The organism is Staphylococcus gallinarum, assembly GCF_000875895.1.
Taxonomy (GTDB): Bacteria; Bacillota; Bacilli; order Staphylococcales; family Staphylococcaceae; genus Staphylococcus; species Staphylococcus gallinarum.
The window spans coordinates 37,949-54,025 of the sequence record NZ_JXCF01000008.1 but is presented as its reverse complement, the minus strand read 5'-3'; the positions used below and the strand labels follow the sequence as shown (position 1 = coordinate 54,025).

Annotated in this window: 26 protein-coding genes; 25 read left to right on the top strand and 1 reads right to left on the bottom strand. The window is 35.6% G+C overall.

All coding sequences use genetic code 11. The features are described from left to right. Nucleotides 1-15 precede the first annotated feature (15 nt). Both SH09_RS07815 and SH09_RS07810 read left to right on the top strand, forming a co-directional pair. Entirely contained in the window at nucleotides 16-2,154 is a 2,139-nt protein-coding gene (locus tag SH09_RS07815) for a DNA topoisomerase III (RefSeq protein ID WP_042739088.1), read from the top strand. 111 nt (nucleotides 2,155-2,265) lie between these two features. Further along, entirely contained in the window at nucleotides 2,266-3,600 is a 1,335-nt protein-coding gene (locus SH09_RS07810; RefSeq protein ID WP_042739087.1) for an NCS2 family permease, read from the top strand. Between the two features lie 405 nt (nucleotides 3,601-4,005). Here SH09_RS07810 and SH09_RS07805 read toward each other — a convergent pair whose 3' ends face one another. After that, on the bottom strand, nucleotides 4,006-4,392 hold the full coding sequence (locus tag SH09_RS07805) for a hypothetical protein (RefSeq protein ID WP_042739086.1): 387 nt from the start codon (nucleotides 4,390-4,392) through the stop codon (nucleotides 4,006-4,008). Nucleotides 4,393-4,754: 362 nt separating this feature from the next. Between SH09_RS07805 and rpsJ the strand changes: the two genes are divergently transcribed. From rpsJ to SH09_RS07690, 23 genes are all read left to right on the top strand, one after another. Continuing rightward, a complete protein-coding gene (rpsJ, locus tag SH09_RS07800) occupies nucleotides 4,755-5,063 on the top strand; it encodes a 30S ribosomal protein S10 (protein ID WP_001118669.1) in 309 nt (102 codons plus the stop codon). A 26-nt stretch (nucleotides 5,064-5,089) separates the two neighbouring features. Further along, a complete protein-coding gene (rplC, locus tag SH09_RS07795) occupies nucleotides 5,090-5,749 on the top strand; it encodes a 50S ribosomal protein L3 (RefSeq protein ID WP_042739085.1) in 660 nt (219 codons plus the stop codon). Nucleotides 5,750-5,776: 27 nt separating this feature from the next. Next, the gene (gene rplD, locus SH09_RS07790) at nucleotides 5,777-6,400 is read left to right on the top strand and encodes a 50S ribosomal protein L4 (RefSeq protein ID WP_042739084.1); all 624 of its coding nucleotides are present in this window, start codon (nucleotides 5,777-5,779) and stop codon (nucleotides 6,398-6,400) included. Beyond that, on the top strand, nucleotides 6,400-6,675 hold the full coding sequence (gene rplW, locus SH09_RS07785; RefSeq protein ID WP_042739083.1) for a 50S ribosomal protein L23: 276 nt from the start codon (nucleotides 6,400-6,402) through the stop codon (nucleotides 6,673-6,675). The genes rplD and rplW overlap by 1 nt, the downstream gene beginning before the upstream one ends. Before the next feature lie 30 nt (nucleotides 6,676-6,705). Further along, nucleotides 6,706-7,539 carry a 50S ribosomal protein L2 gene (rplB, locus tag SH09_RS07780; RefSeq protein WP_042739082.1) on the top strand — a complete coding sequence of 278 codons (834 nt, stop codon included), beginning with the start codon at nucleotides 6,706-6,708 and terminating at the stop codon, nucleotides 7,537-7,539. 64 nt (nucleotides 7,540-7,603) lie between these two features. Then, the gene (gene rpsS, locus SH09_RS07775; protein WP_019468644.1) at nucleotides 7,604-7,882 is read left to right on the top strand and encodes a 30S ribosomal protein S19; all 279 of its coding nucleotides are present in this window, start codon (nucleotides 7,604-7,606) and stop codon (nucleotides 7,880-7,882) included. 28 nt (nucleotides 7,883-7,910) lie between these two features. Continuing rightward, the gene (gene rplV / locus SH09_RS07770; RefSeq protein WP_002482617.1) at nucleotides 7,911-8,264 is read left to right on the top strand and encodes a 50S ribosomal protein L22; all 354 of its coding nucleotides are present in this window, start codon (nucleotides 7,911-7,913) and stop codon (nucleotides 8,262-8,264) included. Between the two features lie 23 nt (nucleotides 8,265-8,287). Beyond that, on the top strand, nucleotides 8,288-8,941 hold the full coding sequence (gene rpsC / locus SH09_RS07765; RefSeq protein ID WP_042739081.1) for a 30S ribosomal protein S3: 654 nt from the start codon (nucleotides 8,288-8,290) through the stop codon (nucleotides 8,939-8,941). 2 nt (nucleotides 8,942-8,943) lie between these two features. Then, nucleotides 8,944-9,378: a 50S ribosomal protein L16 gene (gene rplP, locus SH09_RS07760; RefSeq protein ID WP_019468647.1), complete on the top strand. Its 435-nt coding sequence runs from the start codon at nucleotides 8,944-8,946 to the stop codon at nucleotides 9,376-9,378. After that, nucleotides 9,368-9,577: a 50S ribosomal protein L29 gene (rpmC, locus tag SH09_RS07755; RefSeq protein ID WP_002482620.1), complete on the top strand. Its 210-nt coding sequence runs from the start codon at nucleotides 9,368-9,370 to the stop codon at nucleotides 9,575-9,577. The genes rplP and rpmC overlap by 11 nt, the downstream gene beginning before the upstream one ends. Before the next feature lie 25 nt (nucleotides 9,578-9,602). Further along, the gene (gene rpsQ / locus SH09_RS07750) at nucleotides 9,603-9,866 is read left to right on the top strand and encodes a 30S ribosomal protein S17 (RefSeq protein ID WP_001829723.1); all 264 of its coding nucleotides are present in this window, start codon (nucleotides 9,603-9,605) and stop codon (nucleotides 9,864-9,866) included. A 30-nt stretch (nucleotides 9,867-9,896) separates the two neighbouring features. Next, nucleotides 9,897-10,265, top strand: a complete 369-nt coding sequence (gene rplN, locus SH09_RS07745) for a 50S ribosomal protein L14 (protein ID WP_002482622.1) — start codon at nucleotides 9,897-9,899, stop codon at nucleotides 10,263-10,265. Nucleotides 10,266-10,306: 41 nt separating this feature from the next. Then, complete coding sequence (rplX, locus tag SH09_RS07740; RefSeq protein WP_042739080.1) at nucleotides 10,307-10,624, top strand: 50S ribosomal protein L24; 318 nt, start codon at nucleotides 10,307-10,309, stop codon at nucleotides 10,622-10,624. Nucleotides 10,625-10,649: 25 nt separating this feature from the next. Then, nucleotides 10,650-11,189 (top strand): 50S ribosomal protein L5, encoded by a 540-nt coding sequence (rplE, locus tag SH09_RS07735; RefSeq protein ID WP_042739079.1) that lies wholly within the window; start codon nucleotides 10,650-10,652, stop codon nucleotides 11,187-11,189. A gap of 21 nt (nucleotides 11,190-11,210) precedes the next feature. Next, complete coding sequence (locus SH09_RS07730) at nucleotides 11,211-11,396, top strand: type Z 30S ribosomal protein S14 (RefSeq protein ID WP_002482625.1); 186 nt, start codon at nucleotides 11,211-11,213, stop codon at nucleotides 11,394-11,396. A 31-nt stretch (nucleotides 11,397-11,427) separates the two neighbouring features. Beyond that, a complete protein-coding gene (rpsH, locus tag SH09_RS07725; RefSeq protein ID WP_042739078.1) occupies nucleotides 11,428-11,826 on the top strand; it encodes a 30S ribosomal protein S8 in 399 nt (132 codons plus the stop codon). A gap of 24 nt (nucleotides 11,827-11,850) precedes the next feature. Continuing rightward, entirely contained in the window at nucleotides 11,851-12,387 is a 537-nt protein-coding gene (rplF, locus tag SH09_RS07720; RefSeq protein WP_042739077.1) for a 50S ribosomal protein L6, read from the top strand. Nucleotides 12,388-12,418: 31 nt separating this feature from the next. Beyond that, complete coding sequence (gene rplR / locus SH09_RS07715; RefSeq protein WP_042739076.1) at nucleotides 12,419-12,781, top strand: 50S ribosomal protein L18; 363 nt, start codon at nucleotides 12,419-12,421, stop codon at nucleotides 12,779-12,781. Between the two features lie 20 nt (nucleotides 12,782-12,801). Then, entirely contained in the window at nucleotides 12,802-13,302 is a 501-nt protein-coding gene (rpsE, locus tag SH09_RS07710; protein ID WP_042739075.1) for a 30S ribosomal protein S5, read from the top strand. A gap of 16 nt (nucleotides 13,303-13,318) precedes the next feature. Continuing rightward, on the top strand, nucleotides 13,319-13,498 hold the full coding sequence (rpmD, locus tag SH09_RS07705; protein ID WP_002482630.1) for a 50S ribosomal protein L30: 180 nt from the start codon (nucleotides 13,319-13,321) through the stop codon (nucleotides 13,496-13,498). A 16-nt stretch (nucleotides 13,499-13,514) separates the two neighbouring features. After that, the gene (gene rplO, locus SH09_RS07700; RefSeq protein WP_042739074.1) at nucleotides 13,515-13,955 is read left to right on the top strand and encodes a 50S ribosomal protein L15; all 441 of its coding nucleotides are present in this window, start codon (nucleotides 13,515-13,517) and stop codon (nucleotides 13,953-13,955) included. Further along, on the top strand, nucleotides 13,955-15,247 hold the full coding sequence (secY, locus tag SH09_RS07695) for a preprotein translocase subunit SecY (RefSeq protein WP_042739073.1): 1,293 nt from the start codon (nucleotides 13,955-13,957) through the stop codon (nucleotides 15,245-15,247). Before rplO ends, secY begins: the two co-directional genes overlap by 1 nt. A 17-nt stretch (nucleotides 15,248-15,264) precedes the next feature. After that, complete coding sequence (locus SH09_RS07690) at nucleotides 15,265-15,912, top strand: adenylate kinase (protein ID WP_042739072.1); 648 nt, start codon at nucleotides 15,265-15,267, stop codon at nucleotides 15,910-15,912. The last annotated feature ends 165 nt before the right edge of the window (nucleotides 15,913-16,077 follow it).

The following is a 16,077-nucleotide window of genomic DNA, read 5'->3' as shown; positions in this document are numbered from 1 at the left end:
TGAAAGGACGTTATTATGAAATCACTAATAATTGCTGAAAAACCTTCAGTAGGTAGAGATATAGCTAACAGCTTAAATATAAATGAAAAGCGCAATGGTTACTTTGAAAATAATAAATATATCGTAACATGGGCACTTGGTCATTTAGTAACAAATGCAACACCTGAACAATACGATGCTAAATATAAAGAATGGAAATTAAATGTTTTACCTATTATACCAAATAAAATGAAAACTGTAGTCATATCTAAGACAAGAAAACAATTTTCTACGGTGCAAGCATTAATAAATAATAACAAAATAAATGAGATTATCATTGCGACCGACGCTGGTAGAGAAGGTGAACTCGTTGCACGTCTAATATTAGATAAAGCACATAATAAAAAGCCTATCAAACGGTTATGGATTAGTTCCGTTACAACGAAAGCAATTAGGGACGGATTTAATAAGTTACAAGATGGGCGTAAATTTAATAATTTATATCGCGCTGCATTGGCAAGAAGTGAGGCGGATTGGATTGTAGGTATCAACGCAACACGAGCGTTGACTACAAAGTATGATGCACAATTATCATTAGGACGTGTACAGACACCAACAATTCAGCTTGTTCAAATGAGACAAAATGAAATTAATCAGTTTAAACCTGAAACGTATTATACAATGTCTGTCAAAGCAAATGGATTAACGTTACAATTAGCAAAACCACAGTCGCATAAAGATAAAAAGGTATATGACACGATAAAACAGAAAGTTGTTGGTCAAGAGGGGACTATACAATCGATTAAACGTAATCATAAAAAGGCATATCCACATCAATTATTCAGTTTGACTGATTTACAACAAGAAGCATATAAACGATATCATTTTGGACCAAAGGAAACATTAAATACGTTACAAACATTATATGAACGACATAAGCTCGTAACTTATCCAAGAACAGATTCAAATTATTTAACCGATGATATGGTAGATACGCTTAAAGACCGTGTTAACGCAATCATGGGCACATCATTAAAGGATGTAGCTAAACAACAACTTAAACAAAAATTTTCTCCGAAACAAAGGTTTATTAATAATAACAAAGTATCAGATCACCATGCGATAATTCCAACAGAAGTTCGTCCAGGTATGAATGCTTTGAGTCCACGAGAAAGCAAAGTCTATATGTTAATTGCTGAAAGATTTTTGGAAAATCTTTTGCCAGCTTATGAATACGAAGCAATAATTATGGAATTTACTGTAAATGGTTATACGTTTAACTTTAAAGACAAAGTAACTACGAAATTAGGGTTCAAAGCTATCTCTGAACACAACGAAAAATCAACAGAACAACTTGATGGATTGCAACAAGGTGCTACATTAAAAGTGAATCAAGCCAATATCGAACAACACGAAACGACGCCACCGCCATATTTTAATGAAGGATCATTACTTAAAGCTATGGAGAGTCCTCAGAAATTCTTTGATTTAAATAATCGTAAACATCAACATACATTGAAGGAAACTGGTGGTATAGGAACTGTAGCAACACGCGCAGATATAATTGAAAAACTATTTAATATGAATGCTATAGAAGTGAGAGATAGTAAAATTAAAGTAACTTCAAAAGGAAAGCAAATTCTAGAACTAGCACCACAAAAACTAACTTCACCATTGTTAACTGCGGAATGGGAAGAAAAGCTTGCGTTAATTGAACGTGGTAAATATAATGCGGACAAATTTATAGAGGAAATGAAGCAATTTACCAATGACGTCGTTAATGAAATAAAAGAGAATGATAAAAAATATAAACACGATAATTTAACAACTACGGAATGTCCAACTTGTGGAAAATTCATGATTAAAGTACAAACTAAAAATGGACAAATGTTAGTTTGTCAGGATCCAAGTTGTAAAACTAAGAAAAATGTACAGAGAAAAACAAATGCTCGCTGTCCTAACTGTCATAAAAAGATGACTCTATTTGGTAGGGGGAAAGATGCTGTTTATCGTTGCGTATGTGGCCATACAGAAACACAGGCACAAATGGATAAACGCTTTAAAAATAAAAAGTCAGATAAAGTAAATAAAAAAGACATGAAAAAATATATGAATCAGAACGAAACAATCGAAAATAACCCATTCCAAGATGCGTTGAAAGGGTTAAAGTTCTAGTTTTATAGTGTATAAATGGTTGTTTAATTAATAAAGTTCGTGTTTGCTATTGTAAAATACTACAATTGGTATTAAAATATTAAGGTATTTTCAAAAAAAGGAGAACTAACCGTGAAAAAGTATTTCAAGTTTGATCAGCATGGCACAAACTATAAAAAAGAGATACTTGGTGGGCTGACAACTTTCTTGTCAATGGCATATATTTTGGCTGTTAACCCTCAAGTACTAAGTTTAGCAGGTGTAAATGGCGTTTCAGATGACATGAAAATGGATCAAGGTGCTATTTTTGTTGCCACAGCACTTGCAGCATTTGTGGGTTCATTATTTATGGGACTTATTGCTCGCTATCCGATTGCTCTAGCACCGGGTATGGGATTAAATGCATTCTTTGCATTTACTGTAGTATTAACAATGGGAATACCTTGGCAAATTGGTTTAACAGGCGTGTTATTTTCAGGAATTGTCTTTGGGATATTAACGATGACAGGGCTACGGGAAACAATTATTAATGCCATACCCTATCAGATGAAAATGGCAGTATCAGCAGGTATTGGTTTATTTATTACATTTGTAGGTTTACAAAGTGCAGGTATTATAGTAAAGGATAAATCAACACTTGTTACCTTGGGTCACATTACAGATGGACCTGTTATATTGGCTGTTATAGGAATTATTGTAACAGTAATCTTATATGCGCTAAGAGTACCAGGTGCAATCTTTGTAGGTATGGTGATTACATCTATACTAGGAATGATTACTGGATTGATACATACACCAAGTAGTGTAGTTGGTCATGTACCAAGTATTGAGCCAACATTTGGAGCTGCATTTGAGGCATTTAAAGATCCGAGTCAACTCTTAACAGTTCAATTCTTAATTGTTATCTTAACGTTCTTATTCATTGATTTCTTTGATACTGCTGGTACATTAGTAGCGGTTGCTTCTCAAGCAGGAATAATGAAGGATAATAAATTACCTCGAGCTGGTAGAGCATTGTTCTCAGATTCATTAGCAACAATCGTCGGTGCGATATTTGGAACAACGACAACGACATCATATATTGAATCAACATCAGGTGTCGCAGTCGGTGCTAGAACTGGATTTGCTAGTATTGTAACAGGATTCTGTTTCTTATTAGCGATATTCTTTAGTCCGTTAATGGAAGTGGTAACAAGTGCTGTAACAACACCAGCACTCGTTGTAGTAGGTGTATTAATGGCAGCGAACTTTGCGGAAATAGATTGGAAGAAATTTGAAGTGGCAGTTCCAGCATTTGTAACGATTATTATGATGCCATTATCTTATTCAATTGCTACTGGTATTGCATGTGGCTTTATCTTTTATCCAATTACCATGTTAATTTCTAAGCGACATAAAGAAGTACATCCAATTATGTACGGCCTAATGGTACTATTCATCCTATACTTTATCTTTGTACATGGTTAATTATAACTACACATTTTAGATAACGTGACGAGCACTACATAAGAAGTGCAAATTCAAACATTATAAAGTAATAAGCTGTCTCATTCTTCAATTAAAAAAGAGTGAGGCAGCTTTTTTATAACTAATGTTATTTGAAAATACTCATACACAAAATTTGCATAGAAAAACACGTATATAATATGAAAAAGGCAATTTCTAGAACTTATAAATAGAAATTACCTTATACTGTGATCAATCAACCTAATCCTACTATTCAATTATTATTCAAAAATAGCTTTTAATAGAAAAAGAAACCTACTTTGAATCGTGTTTCTTCATTATATAGATGTAAACAATGATTTGATAAATTACTTTAAAATAACAAAGAAATCAGTTAAACTATCATTGTAAATTTACAACCACCTATTATTTAGTATCATCTTTGTATTGTGTATACACAACTTTTGCATTTTTGTTTGGCACATATATCGGAGCAGATAAGAGAATAAATATAAAAAATAATAATAAGAAAAATAAAATCCAGTGAATGATCATTCCGATGACAGGTATAAATGCTATAAATGAACCTATAATACCAAGCAGTGGAATAATTGCCATCGGTTTAATACTATTCTGTTTATCTACTATTAAAATAATCATCATAATCAAATATAAAAGAACGTTAATAAGTAATGGCTGCCAACCGAAACTTAATATAATGCTACCACCTAAAAATGGAATGCCATATACGAACTCCCCAATGATTAAAATTAAACTTAATATCAATAATAAAGTTCTAATACCACTTTTCATTATAAATCGTCACCACCTAACAATCACATTATAAAACATAATAAACAATATATATAATAAAAAGGATAAGCGAAATAGTGAAATAACAATTGTAATATGAAAAAAATTACGAAATAGGTTGAACTGTCAGCATAATTCAAGTACAATAACAAAGTATGTGTTAGACGAAAAGTTGAAAAACTTTTATGAAAAAGCTTGATAAAACACGTTTTTTCATGTAACATATCTAATGTTGGACTTTAAGAACACGCGATGAAGCGAAAGGTTACTGACACACCCGGCCGCTTTGCCATGGCGCTGTGTGAGATAGTTTTCGTGGAGAAGTCTATCACTTAAATGTAGACGAATAAGGAGGGAAAATTATGGCAAAACAAAAAATCAGAATCAGATTAAAAGCTTATGATCACAGAGTAATCGATCAATCAGCAGAGAAAATTGTTGAAACTGCAAAACGTTCTGGTGCAGATGTTTCTGGACCAATTCCGTTACCAACTGAAAAATCAGTTTACACGATCATTCGTGCCGTGCATATGTACAAAGATTCACGTGAGCAATTCGAACAACGTACACATAAACGTTTAATCGATATTGTTAACCCAACACCAAAAACAGTTGATGCACTTATGGGCTTAAACTTACCATCTGGTGTAGACATCGAAATCAAATTATAATAGAAAATTTAGGAGGTGGACTTTCGATGACCAAAGGAATCTTAGGAAGAAAAATCGGGATGACACAAGTTTTCGGAGAAAACGGTGATTTAATCCCTGTAACAGTAGTAGAAGCAAGTCAAAACGTTGTATTACAAAAGAAAACTGAAGAAGTTGATGGTTACAACGCAATTCAAGTAGGCTACGAAGATAAAAAAGCTTACAAAAAAGATAGCAGAACAAGCAAATATGCTAACAAACCAGCTGAAGGTCATGCTAAAAAAGCTGGCACAGCACCTAAGCGCTTCATTCGTGAATTCAAAAACGTTAATGTTGATGAATACGAAGTAGGTCAAGAAGTCTCAGTTAATACATTTGAAGCTGGCGACGTAATTGATGTAACAGGCGTTTCAAAAGGTAAAGGTTTCCAAGGTGCCATTAAACGTCACAATCAAGCACGTGGGCCAATGTCTCACGGTTCTCATTTCCACAGAGCACCTGGTTCAGTAGGTATGGCGTCAGATGCTTCAAGAGTCTTTAAAGGACAAAAAATGCCTGGACGTATGGGCGGTAACACTGTAACAGTTCAAAACTTAGAAGTAGTTCAAGTTGACACTGAAAACAATGTTATTTTAGTAAAAGGTAATGTACCTGGACCTAAAAAAGGTCTTTTAGAAATCACTTCATCAATTAAAGGTAATAAATAATATAAAGCGAAAGGAGGAAAATGCATAATGGCTAATTATGATGTATTAAAAGTAGACGGATCTAAAGCAGGTTCAGTTGAATTAAATGATTCAGTATTTGCAATCGAACCAAATAATGACGTTCTTTTTGAAGCAATTAACTTACAACGTGCTTCATTACGCCAAGGTACACACGCTGTTAAGAATCGTTCAGCAGTACGTGGTGGTGGACGTAAACCATGGAGACAAAAAGGTACAGGACGTGCGCGTCAAGGTACAATCCGTGCTCCACAATGGCGTGGTGGTGGTATCGTATTCGGACCAACACCAAGAAGTTATGCTTACAAAATGCCTAAGAAAATGCGCCGTTTAGCATTACGCTCAGCATTATCTTTCAAAGTTCAAGAAAGCAACTTAACTGTTGTTGATTCATTTAACTTAGATGCTCCAAAAACTAAAGAATTCAAAACAATTCTTTCTAATTTAGAACAACCTAAAAAAGTATTAGTAGTAACAGAATCAGAAGATGTAAACGTTGAATTATCAGCACGTAACATCCCAGGTTTACAAGTAACTACAGCTCAAGGTTTAAATGTTCTAGATATCACAAGCGCTGACAGTGTATTAATTACAGAAACAGCTGCTAAAAAAGTTGAGGAGGTGCTCGGATAATGGAAGCAAGAGACGTTCTTAAGCGCCCCGTAATCACTGAGAAATCTTCAGTCGCTATGGCAGAAGATAAATACACATTTGATGTAGATACTCGTGCAAACAAAACACAAGTTAAAATCGCAGTTGAAGAAATCTTTGACGTAAAAGTTGATAAAGTTAACATCATCAACTACAAACCAAAGAAAAAACGTATGGGCCGTTACCAAGGCTATACAAACAAACGCCGCGTAGCAATTGTTAAATTAAAAGAAGGATCAATCGATCTATTCAACTAAAAAATATTACCAATAAGGAGGTAAACGACAATGGCTCTAAAAAAATATAAGCCAATTACTAATGGTCGTCGTAATATGACTTCTTTAGATTTCGCAGAAATCACTAAAACGACTCCTGAAAAGTCATTATTACAACCGCTACCGAAAAAAGCGGGACGAAATAACCAAGGTAAATTGACAGTTCGCCATCATGGTGGAGGACACAAACGTCAATACCGTGTTATTGACTTCAAACGTAACAAAGATGGTATCAACGCTAAAGTTGATTCAATCCAATATGATCCAAACCGTTCAGCAAACATCGCTTTACTTGTTTACGCTGACGGAGAAAAACGCTACATCATCGCTCCTAAGAACTTACAAGTAGGTCAAGTTCTTGAAAGTGGTGAAAATGCTGACATCAAAGTAGGTAATGCATTACCATTACAATTCATCCCAGTAGGTACAGTTGTACACAACATCGAATTGAAACCTGGTAAAGGTGGACAAATCGCTCGTTCAGCTGGTGCAAGTGCACAAGTACTTGGTAAAGAAGGTAAATACGTATTAATCAGATTACGTTCTGGTGAGGTTCGTATGATTCTTTCAACTTGCCGTGCTACTATTGGTCAAGTTGGTAACATCCAACACGAATTAGTTAACGTTGGTAAAGCAGGTCGTTCTAGATGGAAAGGCATTCGCCCAACAGTTCGTGGTTCTGTAATGAACCCTAACGATCACCCACACGGTGGTGGTGAAGGTCGCGCACCTATCGGTAGACCATCTCCAATGTCACCATGGGGTAAACCTACGCTTGGTAAGAAAACTCGTCGTGGTAAAAAATCATCTGACAAGCTTATCGTTCGTGGACGTAAGAAAAAATAAAAATAACTTATTTGGGTGTGCGGCGTAATCGCTGCACGCACACAATAAGAAGGGAGGCGCCACTATGGCTCGTAGTATTAAAAAAGGACCTTTCGTTGATGATCATCTTATGAAAAAAGTTGAAGCTCAAAGCGGAAGCGAGAAAAAACAAGTAATCAAGACTTGGTCACGTCGTTCAACGATTTTCCCAGATTTCATTGGTCATACATTCGCAGTATACGATGGACGTAAACACGTACCTGTATTCGTAACTGAAGATATGGTTGGTCACAAATTAGGAGAATTTGCACCAACTCGTACATTTAAAGGTCACGTAGCTGACGACAAAAAAACTAGAAGATAATTTCTAACAAGTAGAGGAGGAAATCCGAATGGAAGCAAAAGCGGTTGCTAAAACAATAAGAATCGCACCTCGTAAAGTTAGATTGGTATTAGATCTAATCAGAGGCAAAAGCGCTGGTGAAGCTATTGCGATTTTAAAATTAAAAAACAAAGCTTCATCACCTGTAGTAGAAAAATTATTAATGTCCGCTCTAGCAAATGCTGAACATAACTATGACATGAACACTGATGAATTAATAGTTAAAGAAGCTTATGCAAATGAAGGACCAACATTAAAACGTTTCCGTCCACGTGCACAAGGCCGTGCAAGTGCGATTAACAAACGTACAAGCCACATTACAATCGTCGTAAGTGACGGTAAAGAAGAAGCTAAAGAAGCTTAATCAATTTTTAAGGAGGGAACACTGTGGGTCAAAAAATTAATCCAATCGGACTTCGTGTTGGTGTAATCCGTGATTGGGAAGCTAAATGGTATGCAGAAAAAGACTTCGCATCATTATTACACGAAGATTTAAAAATCCGTAAGTTTATTGATAACGCATTAAAAGAAGCATCAGTTTCTCACGTAGATATCGAACGTGCTGCTAATCGTATCAACATCGCTATTCATACTGGTAAACCAGGTATGGTAATCGGTAAAGGCGGTTCAGAAATTGAGAAATTACGTAACAAATTAAACTCATTAACAAACAAAAAAGTACACATCAACGTAATCGAAATCAAAAAAGTTGATTTAGATGCTAAATTAGTTGCTGAAAACATTGCACGTCAATTAGAAAACCGTGCATCATTCCGTCGTGTACAAAAACAAGCTATTACAAGAGCAATGAAACTTGGAGCTAAAGGTATTAAGACTCAAGTATCAGGTCGTTTAGGCGGAGCTGACATCGCTCGTGCTGAACAATATTCAGAAGGAACTGTTCCACTTCATACATTACGTGCTGACATTGGTTATGCACATGCAGAAGCTGACACTACTTACGGTAAATTAGGTGTCAAAGTATGGATTTATCGTGGAGAAGTTCTTCCTACTAAGAACACTAGTGAAGGAGGAAAATAATAATGTTACTACCAAAACGTGTAAAATATCGTCGTCAACATCGTCCTAAAACAACTGGTCGTTCTAAAGGCGGTAACTATGTAACATTTGGTGAGTATGGTTTACAAGCAACTACAACTTCTTGGATCACATCTCGTCAAATCGAATCAGCTCGTATTGCAATGACACGTTACATGAAACGTGGCGGGAAAGTTTGGATCAAAATCTTCCCACATACGCCTTACACTAAAAAACCTTTAGAAGTACGTATGGGTGCTGGTAAAGGTGCAGTTGAAGGTTGGATTGCAGTAGCAAAACCAGGTAGAATTTTATTTGAAGTAGCAGGCGTTAACGAAGAAGTAGCGCGTGAAGCATTACGTTTAGCAAGTCACAAACTTCCAGTTAAAACTAAGTTTGTAAAACGTGAAGAATTGGGTGGTGAAACAAATGAAAGCTAAGGAAATTAGAGACTTAACCACTTCAGAAATCGAAGAACAAATCAAATCTTCAAAAGAAGAGCTTTTTAACCTACGCTTTCAGTTAGCTACAGGTCAATTAGAAGAGACTGCACGTATTCGCACAGTGAGAAAAACGATTGCACGTCTAAAAACTGTTGCTCGTGAAAGAGAAATTGAACAAGGAAAAGCTAATCAATAATTAATTGAAAGAGGAGGTTACAAAAGTGAGCGAAAGAAATGATCGTAAAGTTTATGTAGGTAGAGTCGTTTCCGATAAAATGGACAAAACTGTAACTGTACTTGTTGAAACATACAAAACGCACAAATTATATGGTAAACGAGTAAAATACTCTAAAAAATACAAAACTCATGATGAAAACAACTCAGCTAAATTAGGGGACATCGTTAAGATTCAAGAAACACGTCCTTTATCAGCAACTAAACGTTTCCGTTTGGTAGAAATTGTTGAAGAATCAGTAATTATTTAAGAAATAGTGAAGATAAAGGAGGTTTAACTCATGATCCAACAAGAAACACGTTTGAAAGTAGCAGACAACTCTGGTGCACGTGAAGTTCTTACAATCAAAGTATTAGGTGGATCTGGTCGTAAAACAGCGAATATTGGTGACGTAATCGTAGTTAGTGTTAAAAATGCTACACCAGGTGGCGTTGTCAAAAAAGGTGAAGTTGTTAAAGCTGTTGTAGTACGTACTAAATCAGGTGTACGCCGTAACGACGGTTCATATATCAAATTTGATGAAAATGCATGTGTCATCATTCGTGACGACAAAGGCCCACGTGGTACTCGTATTTTTGGACCTGTTGCTCGTGAATTACGTGAAGGCAACTTCATGAAAATTGTATCATTAGCTCCAGAAGTACTTTAATTAATCGTTTATAAATATATAAATTTAAGGAGGTGCCACGCATGCATATCAAAAAAGGTGACAACGTAAAAGTTATCGCAGGTAAAGACAAAGGTAAAGAAGGTAAAGTTGTTTCAACTCAACCTAAAAAAGACCGTGTCGTTGTGGAAGGTGTTAACGTTATTAAAAAACACCAAAAACCAACTCAATTTAATCCTGAAGGTGGAATCTTAGAAACAGAGGCAGCAATCCATGTTTCTAACGTACAATTATTAGACCCTAAAACGAATGAACCAACTCGCGTAGGTTACAAATTCGTAGATGGTAAAAAAGTTCGTATCGCTAAAAAATCTGGCGAAGAAATCAAATCTAATAATTAATAATTAATCGAAAGGAGGATCCACTGTGAACCGTTTAAAAGAAAAATATAGCTCTGAAGTTACACAAAACTTAGTTAAACAATTTAACTACAGTTCAGTAATGGAAGTTCCAAAAATTGAAAAAATCGTAGTAAATATGGGTGTTGGTGATGCTGTTCAAAACTCTAAAGTATTAGATGATGCTGTAGAAGAATTAGAAGCTATCACTGGTCAAAAAGCACTTGTTACAAAAGCTAAAAAATCAGTCGCTACATTCCGTTTACGTGAAGGTATGCCTATCGGTGCGAAAGTTACACTTCGCGGAGAAAGAATGTATGATTTCTTAGATAAATTAATCGCTGTTTCATTACCACGTGTACGTGACTTCCGTGGAGTTTCAAAAACAGCATTTGACGGTAGAGGTAACTATACACTAGGTGTTAAAGAACAATTGATTTTCCCTGAAATCGACTATGACCGAGTAAATAAAGTTAGAGGAATGGATATCGTTATCGTAACGACTGCTAACACTGACGAGGAAGCTCGTGAATTGTTAACACAATTCGGTATGCCATTTCAAAAATAATCTCTAAAGGAGGCTAATTAAGTGGCTAAAACTTCAATGGTTGCTAAGCAACAAAAAAAACAAAAGTTCCAAGTACGTGAATATACTCGTTGTGAACGCTGTGGTCGTCCACATTCTGTTTACCGTAAATTCAAATTATGCCGTATTTGTTTCCGTGAATTAGCTTATAAAGGCCAAATCCCTGGCGTTCGTAAAGCTAGCTGGTAATATATAAAAGTCTGAAAGGAGGCAACAATCAATGACAATCAACGATCCAATTGCAGATATGCTAACTCGTGTAAGAAACGCAAACATGGTGCGTCACGACAAATTAGAATTACCTGCATCAAACATTAAAAAAGAAATTGCTGAAATTTTAAAGAGTGAAGGTTTCATTAAAAACGTAGAATACGTTGAAGACGATAAACAAGGGGTTATCCGTTTATTCCTTAAATATGGTCAAAATAATGAAAGAGTTATCACTGGATTAAAACGTATTTCTAAACCAGGTCTACGTGTTTATGCGAAAGCAAACGAAGTACCAAAAGTACTTAACGGTTTAGGTATTGCGTTAGTATCAACTTCAGAAGGTGTTATCACTGATAAAGAAGCAAGAAAACGTAATGTTGGCGGAGAAATCTTAGCATACGTTTGGTAATAATAAATAAGGAGGTGCGATAACATGAGTCGTGTTGGTAAAAAAATTATTGACATCCCTAGCGACGTAACAGTAACAATTGAAGGTAATTCAGTAACTGTTAAAGGTGCTAAAGGCGAATTATCAAGAACATTTAATGAAAGAATGACATATAAACAAGACGAAAGTACATTAGAAGTTGTAAGACCTACTGATTCTAAAGAAGATAGAACAGTTCATGGTACAACTCGTGCTTTAATCAATAATATGATACAAGGTGTATCTCAAGGATACCAAAAAACACTTGAACTAGTTGGTGTTGGTTACCGTGCTCAAATGCAAGGTAATGACTTAGTGCTTAACGTTGGTTACTCTCACCCAGTTGAAATTAAAGCTGACGAAGGTATTACTTTCTCTGTAGAGAAAAACACAACAGTTACAGTAGCTGGTATTTCTAAAGAACAAGTTGGAGCTATCGCTTCAAACATCCGTTCAGTAAGACCTCCAGAGCCTTATAAAGGTAAAGGAATTCGTTACCAAGGTGAATACGTTCGCCGTAAAGAAGGTAAAACTGGTAAATAATAAATAACTTTCAGAAGAAAGGAGTAATAAAATGATCAGCAAAATTGATAAAAACAAAGTGCGTTTGAAAAGACATGCACGTGTTCGTAATAAATTATCTGGCACAGCTGAAAAACCTCGTTTAAACATCTATCGTTCAAACAAGCATATCTATGCACAAGTAATTGATGATGTAAACGGCCAAACATTAGCGCAAGCTTCTACACAAGAAAAAGATTTCGCTAATGAAAGTGGATCTAAAGTTGAATTGTCAGCTAAAGTCGGCGAAACTGTAGCTAAAAGAGCTATCGAAAAAGGCGTTAAAACTATCGTGTTTGACCGTGGAGGTTACTTATACCACGGACGTGTTAAAGCCTTAGCAGATGCAGCTCGTGAAAATGGTTTAGAATTTTAATTTAAAGGAGGGACATTTACATGGCTCGTAGAGAAGAAGAAGCGAAAGAATTTGAAGAACGCGTTGTAACGATTAATCGTGTTGCGAAAGTTGTAAAAGGTGGTCGTCGTTTCCGTTTCACTGCTTTAGTAGTAGTTGGAGATAAGAATGGTCGCGTCGGATTCGGTACTGGTAAAGCACAAGAGGTACCTGAAGCAATCAAAAAAGCTGTAGAAGCAGCTAAAAAAGATTTAGTTGAAGTTCCACGTGTTGAAGGTACTACACCTCACACTATTACTGGACGTTTCAGTTCAGGAAGCGTATTTATGAAACCAGCTGCACCTGGTACTGGTGTTATTGCAGGTGGCCCTGTTCGTGCCGTATTAGAATTAGCTGGTATTACTGATATCTTAAGTAAATCTTTAGGTTCAAATACGCCAATTAACATGGTTCGTGCTACAATCAACGGATTAAAAAACCTTAAAAATGCTGAAGACGTTGCGAAGTTACGTGGCAAATCAGTAGAAGAATTATATAATTAAGGAGGGAAAATAAGTTATGGCTAAATTACAAATTACCCTCACTCGTAGTGTTATAGGTCGTCCAGAAACACAACGTAAAACTGTTGAAGCTTTAGGTTTGAAAAAAACAAACTCTTCAGTAGTTGTTGAAGATAACCCAGCTATTCGTGGGCAAATCAACAAAGTAAGTCACTTAGTGACAGTAGAAGAAAAATAATTAAGGAGGTGCCGAAATGAAATTACATGAGTTAAAACCAGCAGAAGGTTCTCGTAAAGTTCGTAACCGCGTAGGTCGTGGTGCAGCTACAGGTAATGGTAAAACAAGTGGTCGTGGACAAAAAGGTCAAAAAGCTCGTTCAGGTGGAAGTGTAAGACCAGGTTTCGAAGGTGGTCAATTACCATTATTCCGTCGTTTACCAAAACGAGGTTTTACTAACATTAACCGTAAAGAATATGCTATTGTTAACTTAGACCAACTTAATAAATTTGAGGATGGTACTGAAGTAACTCCTGCTTTATTAGTAGAATCTGGTGTAGTTAAGAGTGAAAAATCAGGTATCAAGATTCTTGGTAATGGTTCACTTGACAAAAAGCTATCAGTGAAAGCTCACAAATTCTCTGCAACTGCAGCAGAAGCTATCGAAGCTAAAGGTGGAGCACACGAGGTGATCTAATGTTAGAAACGCTTGTGAACTTCTTTAAAACAAAAGAAGTTCGTAACAAGATCTTTTTTACACTCGCAATGTTAGTTATTTTTAAAATAGGTACTTATATTCCAGCGCCTGGGGTAAACCCAGCTGCCTTTGACAGTCAACAAGGTTCTCAAGGTGTCACTGATTTGTTAAATACATTTGGTGGCGGAGCCTTGAAGAACTTTTCTATCTTTGCTATGGGTATAATGCCTTACATTACTGCATCAATCGTTATGCAGTTATTACAAATGGATATTGTTCCGAAGTTTTCAGAGTGGGCGAAACAAGGTGATGCAGGTAGAAAGAAATTAAATAACGTTACACGTTATTTTGCTATTATACTTGCTTTTATCCAATCTATTGGAATGGCATTCCAGTTTAATAATTACTTGAAGGGTCAATTGATCATGGATCAGTCGATTTTGAGTTATTTATTAATTGCTGTGGTATTAACAGCTGGAACAGCGTTCTTAATGTGGTTAGGTGAACAAATTACTCAATTCGGTGTTGGTAATGGTATTTCAATAATTATTTTTGCAGGTATATTATCATCAATACCTTCAGCATTGATTCAATTCTATCAACAAGCATTCGTTGGACAAGATGATGTTACAATGGCTTGGTTAAAGGTAATTGGATTAATAGTTGGAATGATATTATTAACAGTTGGAGCGATTTACGTCTTACAAGCTGTTCGTAAAATTCCGATTCAATATGCTAAAAAACAATCAACACAGCGATTAGGTTCACAAGCAACGTATTTACCTTTAAAAGTTAACTCTGCAGGGGTAATACCAGTTATCTTTTCAATGGCATTTTTCTTGTTACCGAGAACATTAACGTTGTTCTTCCCAGATGCGAGTTGGGCACAAAAAGTTGCGGATGTCGCAAACCCATCTAATAACTATGGTATGGTTGTATATGTCATATTAATCATAGCATTCACTTATTTCTATGCATTTATACAAGTTAATCCTGAGAAGATGGCAGATAACCTGAAGAAACAAGGAAGTTATGTCCCAGGCATTAGACCTGGAGAGCAAACTAAAAAATATATTACTAAAGTGTTATATCGTCTGACATTTGTAGGTTCTATATTCTTAGCTGTTATAGCAATTCTTCCAATCATTGCTACTAAAGTAATGAGCTTACCACAAACGATTCAAGTGGGTGGTACAAGCTTACTAATTGTAATTGGTGTTGCAATTGAAACAATGAAGAGTTTAGAAGCACAAGTAAGTCAGAAAGACTATAAAGGCTTTGGTGGTAGATAAATTGTAGGAGGGCACTTATGAATATCATTTTAATGGGTTTACCTGGAGCAGGTAAAGGAACTCAAGCGAGTGAAATTGTAAAGAAATTCCCAATTCCACACATATCTACTGGCGACATGTTCAGAAAAGCGATTAAAGATGAAACTGATTTAGGAAAAGAAGCTAAATCATACATGGATCGTGGAGAATTAGTCCCTGATGAAGTTACTGTGGGTATCGTTAAAGAAAGAATTTCTGAAGACGATGCGAAAAAAGGGTTCTTACTAGACGGCTTTCCTCGTACTATTGAACAAGCTGAAGCATTAAGTGAAATCATGCAAGAATTAGATAGAAAAATTGATGCTGTTATCAATATAGAGGTACCTGAAGAAGAACTAATGAACCGCCTTACTGGTCGTAGAATCTGTGAAAAATGCGGAACGACTTATCATCTTGTATTCAATCCTCCAAAAGTTGAGGGGATTTGTGATCTTGACGGTGGTAAATTATATCAACGTGAAGATGACAACCCAGAAACAGTTGCTAATCGTTTAAACGTCAATGTTAAGCAATCAAAACCTATCTTAGAATTCTATGATAATAAAGGTGTATTGAAAAACATTGATGGCTCTAGAGATATTAATGTAGTAACAGAAGACGTTATTAATATTTTAGAGCAACTATAATCAATTTCAACTTTGTACGGTCTATGTAATGCCAAAAGTATAATTAAATAAGAGTGACAATGCGATTGAGTAATTCATTTTAATTTTGTTAAACTTATTAACAACACTAATAGACTCGTATGGTTAGAGTTGATTATTGACGATAACCAACTACCGCAAAAAGGG

Coding starts and splice junctions, on each gene's coding strand:
- SH09_RS07815 (WP_042739088.1), top strand. CDS start 16: ATGAAATCACTAATAATTGCTGAAAAACCTTCAGTAGGTAGAGATATA.
- SH09_RS07805 (WP_042739086.1), bottom strand. CDS start 4,392: ATGAAAAGTGGTATTAGAACTTTATTATTGATATTAAGTTTAATTTTA.
- rpsJ (WP_001118669.1), top strand. CDS start 4,755: ATGGCAAAACAAAAAATCAGAATCAGATTAAAAGCTTATGATCACAGA.
- rplC (WP_042739085.1), top strand. CDS start 5,090: ATGACCAAAGGAATCTTAGGAAGAAAAATCGGGATGACACAAGTTTTC.
- rplD (WP_042739084.1), top strand. CDS start 5,777: ATGGCTAATTATGATGTATTAAAAGTAGACGGATCTAAAGCAGGTTCA.
- rplW (WP_042739083.1), top strand. CDS start 6,400: ATGGAAGCAAGAGACGTTCTTAAGCGCCCCGTAATCACTGAGAAATCT.
- rplB (WP_042739082.1), top strand. CDS start 6,706: ATGGCTCTAAAAAAATATAAGCCAATTACTAATGGTCGTCGTAATATG.
- rpsS (WP_019468644.1), top strand. CDS start 7,604: ATGGCTCGTAGTATTAAAAAAGGACCTTTCGTTGATGATCATCTTATG.
- rplV (WP_002482617.1), top strand. CDS start 7,911: ATGGAAGCAAAAGCGGTTGCTAAAACAATAAGAATCGCACCTCGTAAA.
- rplP (WP_019468647.1), top strand. CDS start 8,944: ATGTTACTACCAAAACGTGTAAAATATCGTCGTCAACATCGTCCTAAA.
- rpmC (WP_002482620.1), top strand. CDS start 9,368: ATGAAAGCTAAGGAAATTAGAGACTTAACCACTTCAGAAATCGAAGAA.
- rplN (WP_002482622.1), top strand. CDS start 9,897: ATGATCCAACAAGAAACACGTTTGAAAGTAGCAGACAACTCTGGTGCA.
- rplX (WP_042739080.1), top strand. CDS start 10,307: ATGCATATCAAAAAAGGTGACAACGTAAAAGTTATCGCAGGTAAAGAC.
- rpsH (WP_042739078.1), top strand. CDS start 11,428: ATGACAATCAACGATCCAATTGCAGATATGCTAACTCGTGTAAGAAAC.
- rplF (WP_042739077.1), top strand. CDS start 11,851: ATGAGTCGTGTTGGTAAAAAAATTATTGACATCCCTAGCGACGTAACA.
- rplR (WP_042739076.1), top strand. CDS start 12,419: ATGATCAGCAAAATTGATAAAAACAAAGTGCGTTTGAAAAGACATGCA.
- rpsE (WP_042739075.1), top strand. CDS start 12,802: ATGGCTCGTAGAGAAGAAGAAGCGAAAGAATTTGAAGAACGCGTTGTA.
- rpmD (WP_002482630.1), top strand. CDS start 13,319: ATGGCTAAATTACAAATTACCCTCACTCGTAGTGTTATAGGTCGTCCA.
- rplO (WP_042739074.1), top strand. CDS start 13,515: ATGAAATTACATGAGTTAAAACCAGCAGAAGGTTCTCGTAAAGTTCGT.
- secY (WP_042739073.1), top strand. CDS start 13,955: ATGTTAGAAACGCTTGTGAACTTCTTTAAAACAAAAGAAGTTCGTAAC.
- SH09_RS07690 (WP_042739072.1), top strand. CDS start 15,265: ATGAATATCATTTTAATGGGTTTACCTGGAGCAGGTAAAGGAACTCAA.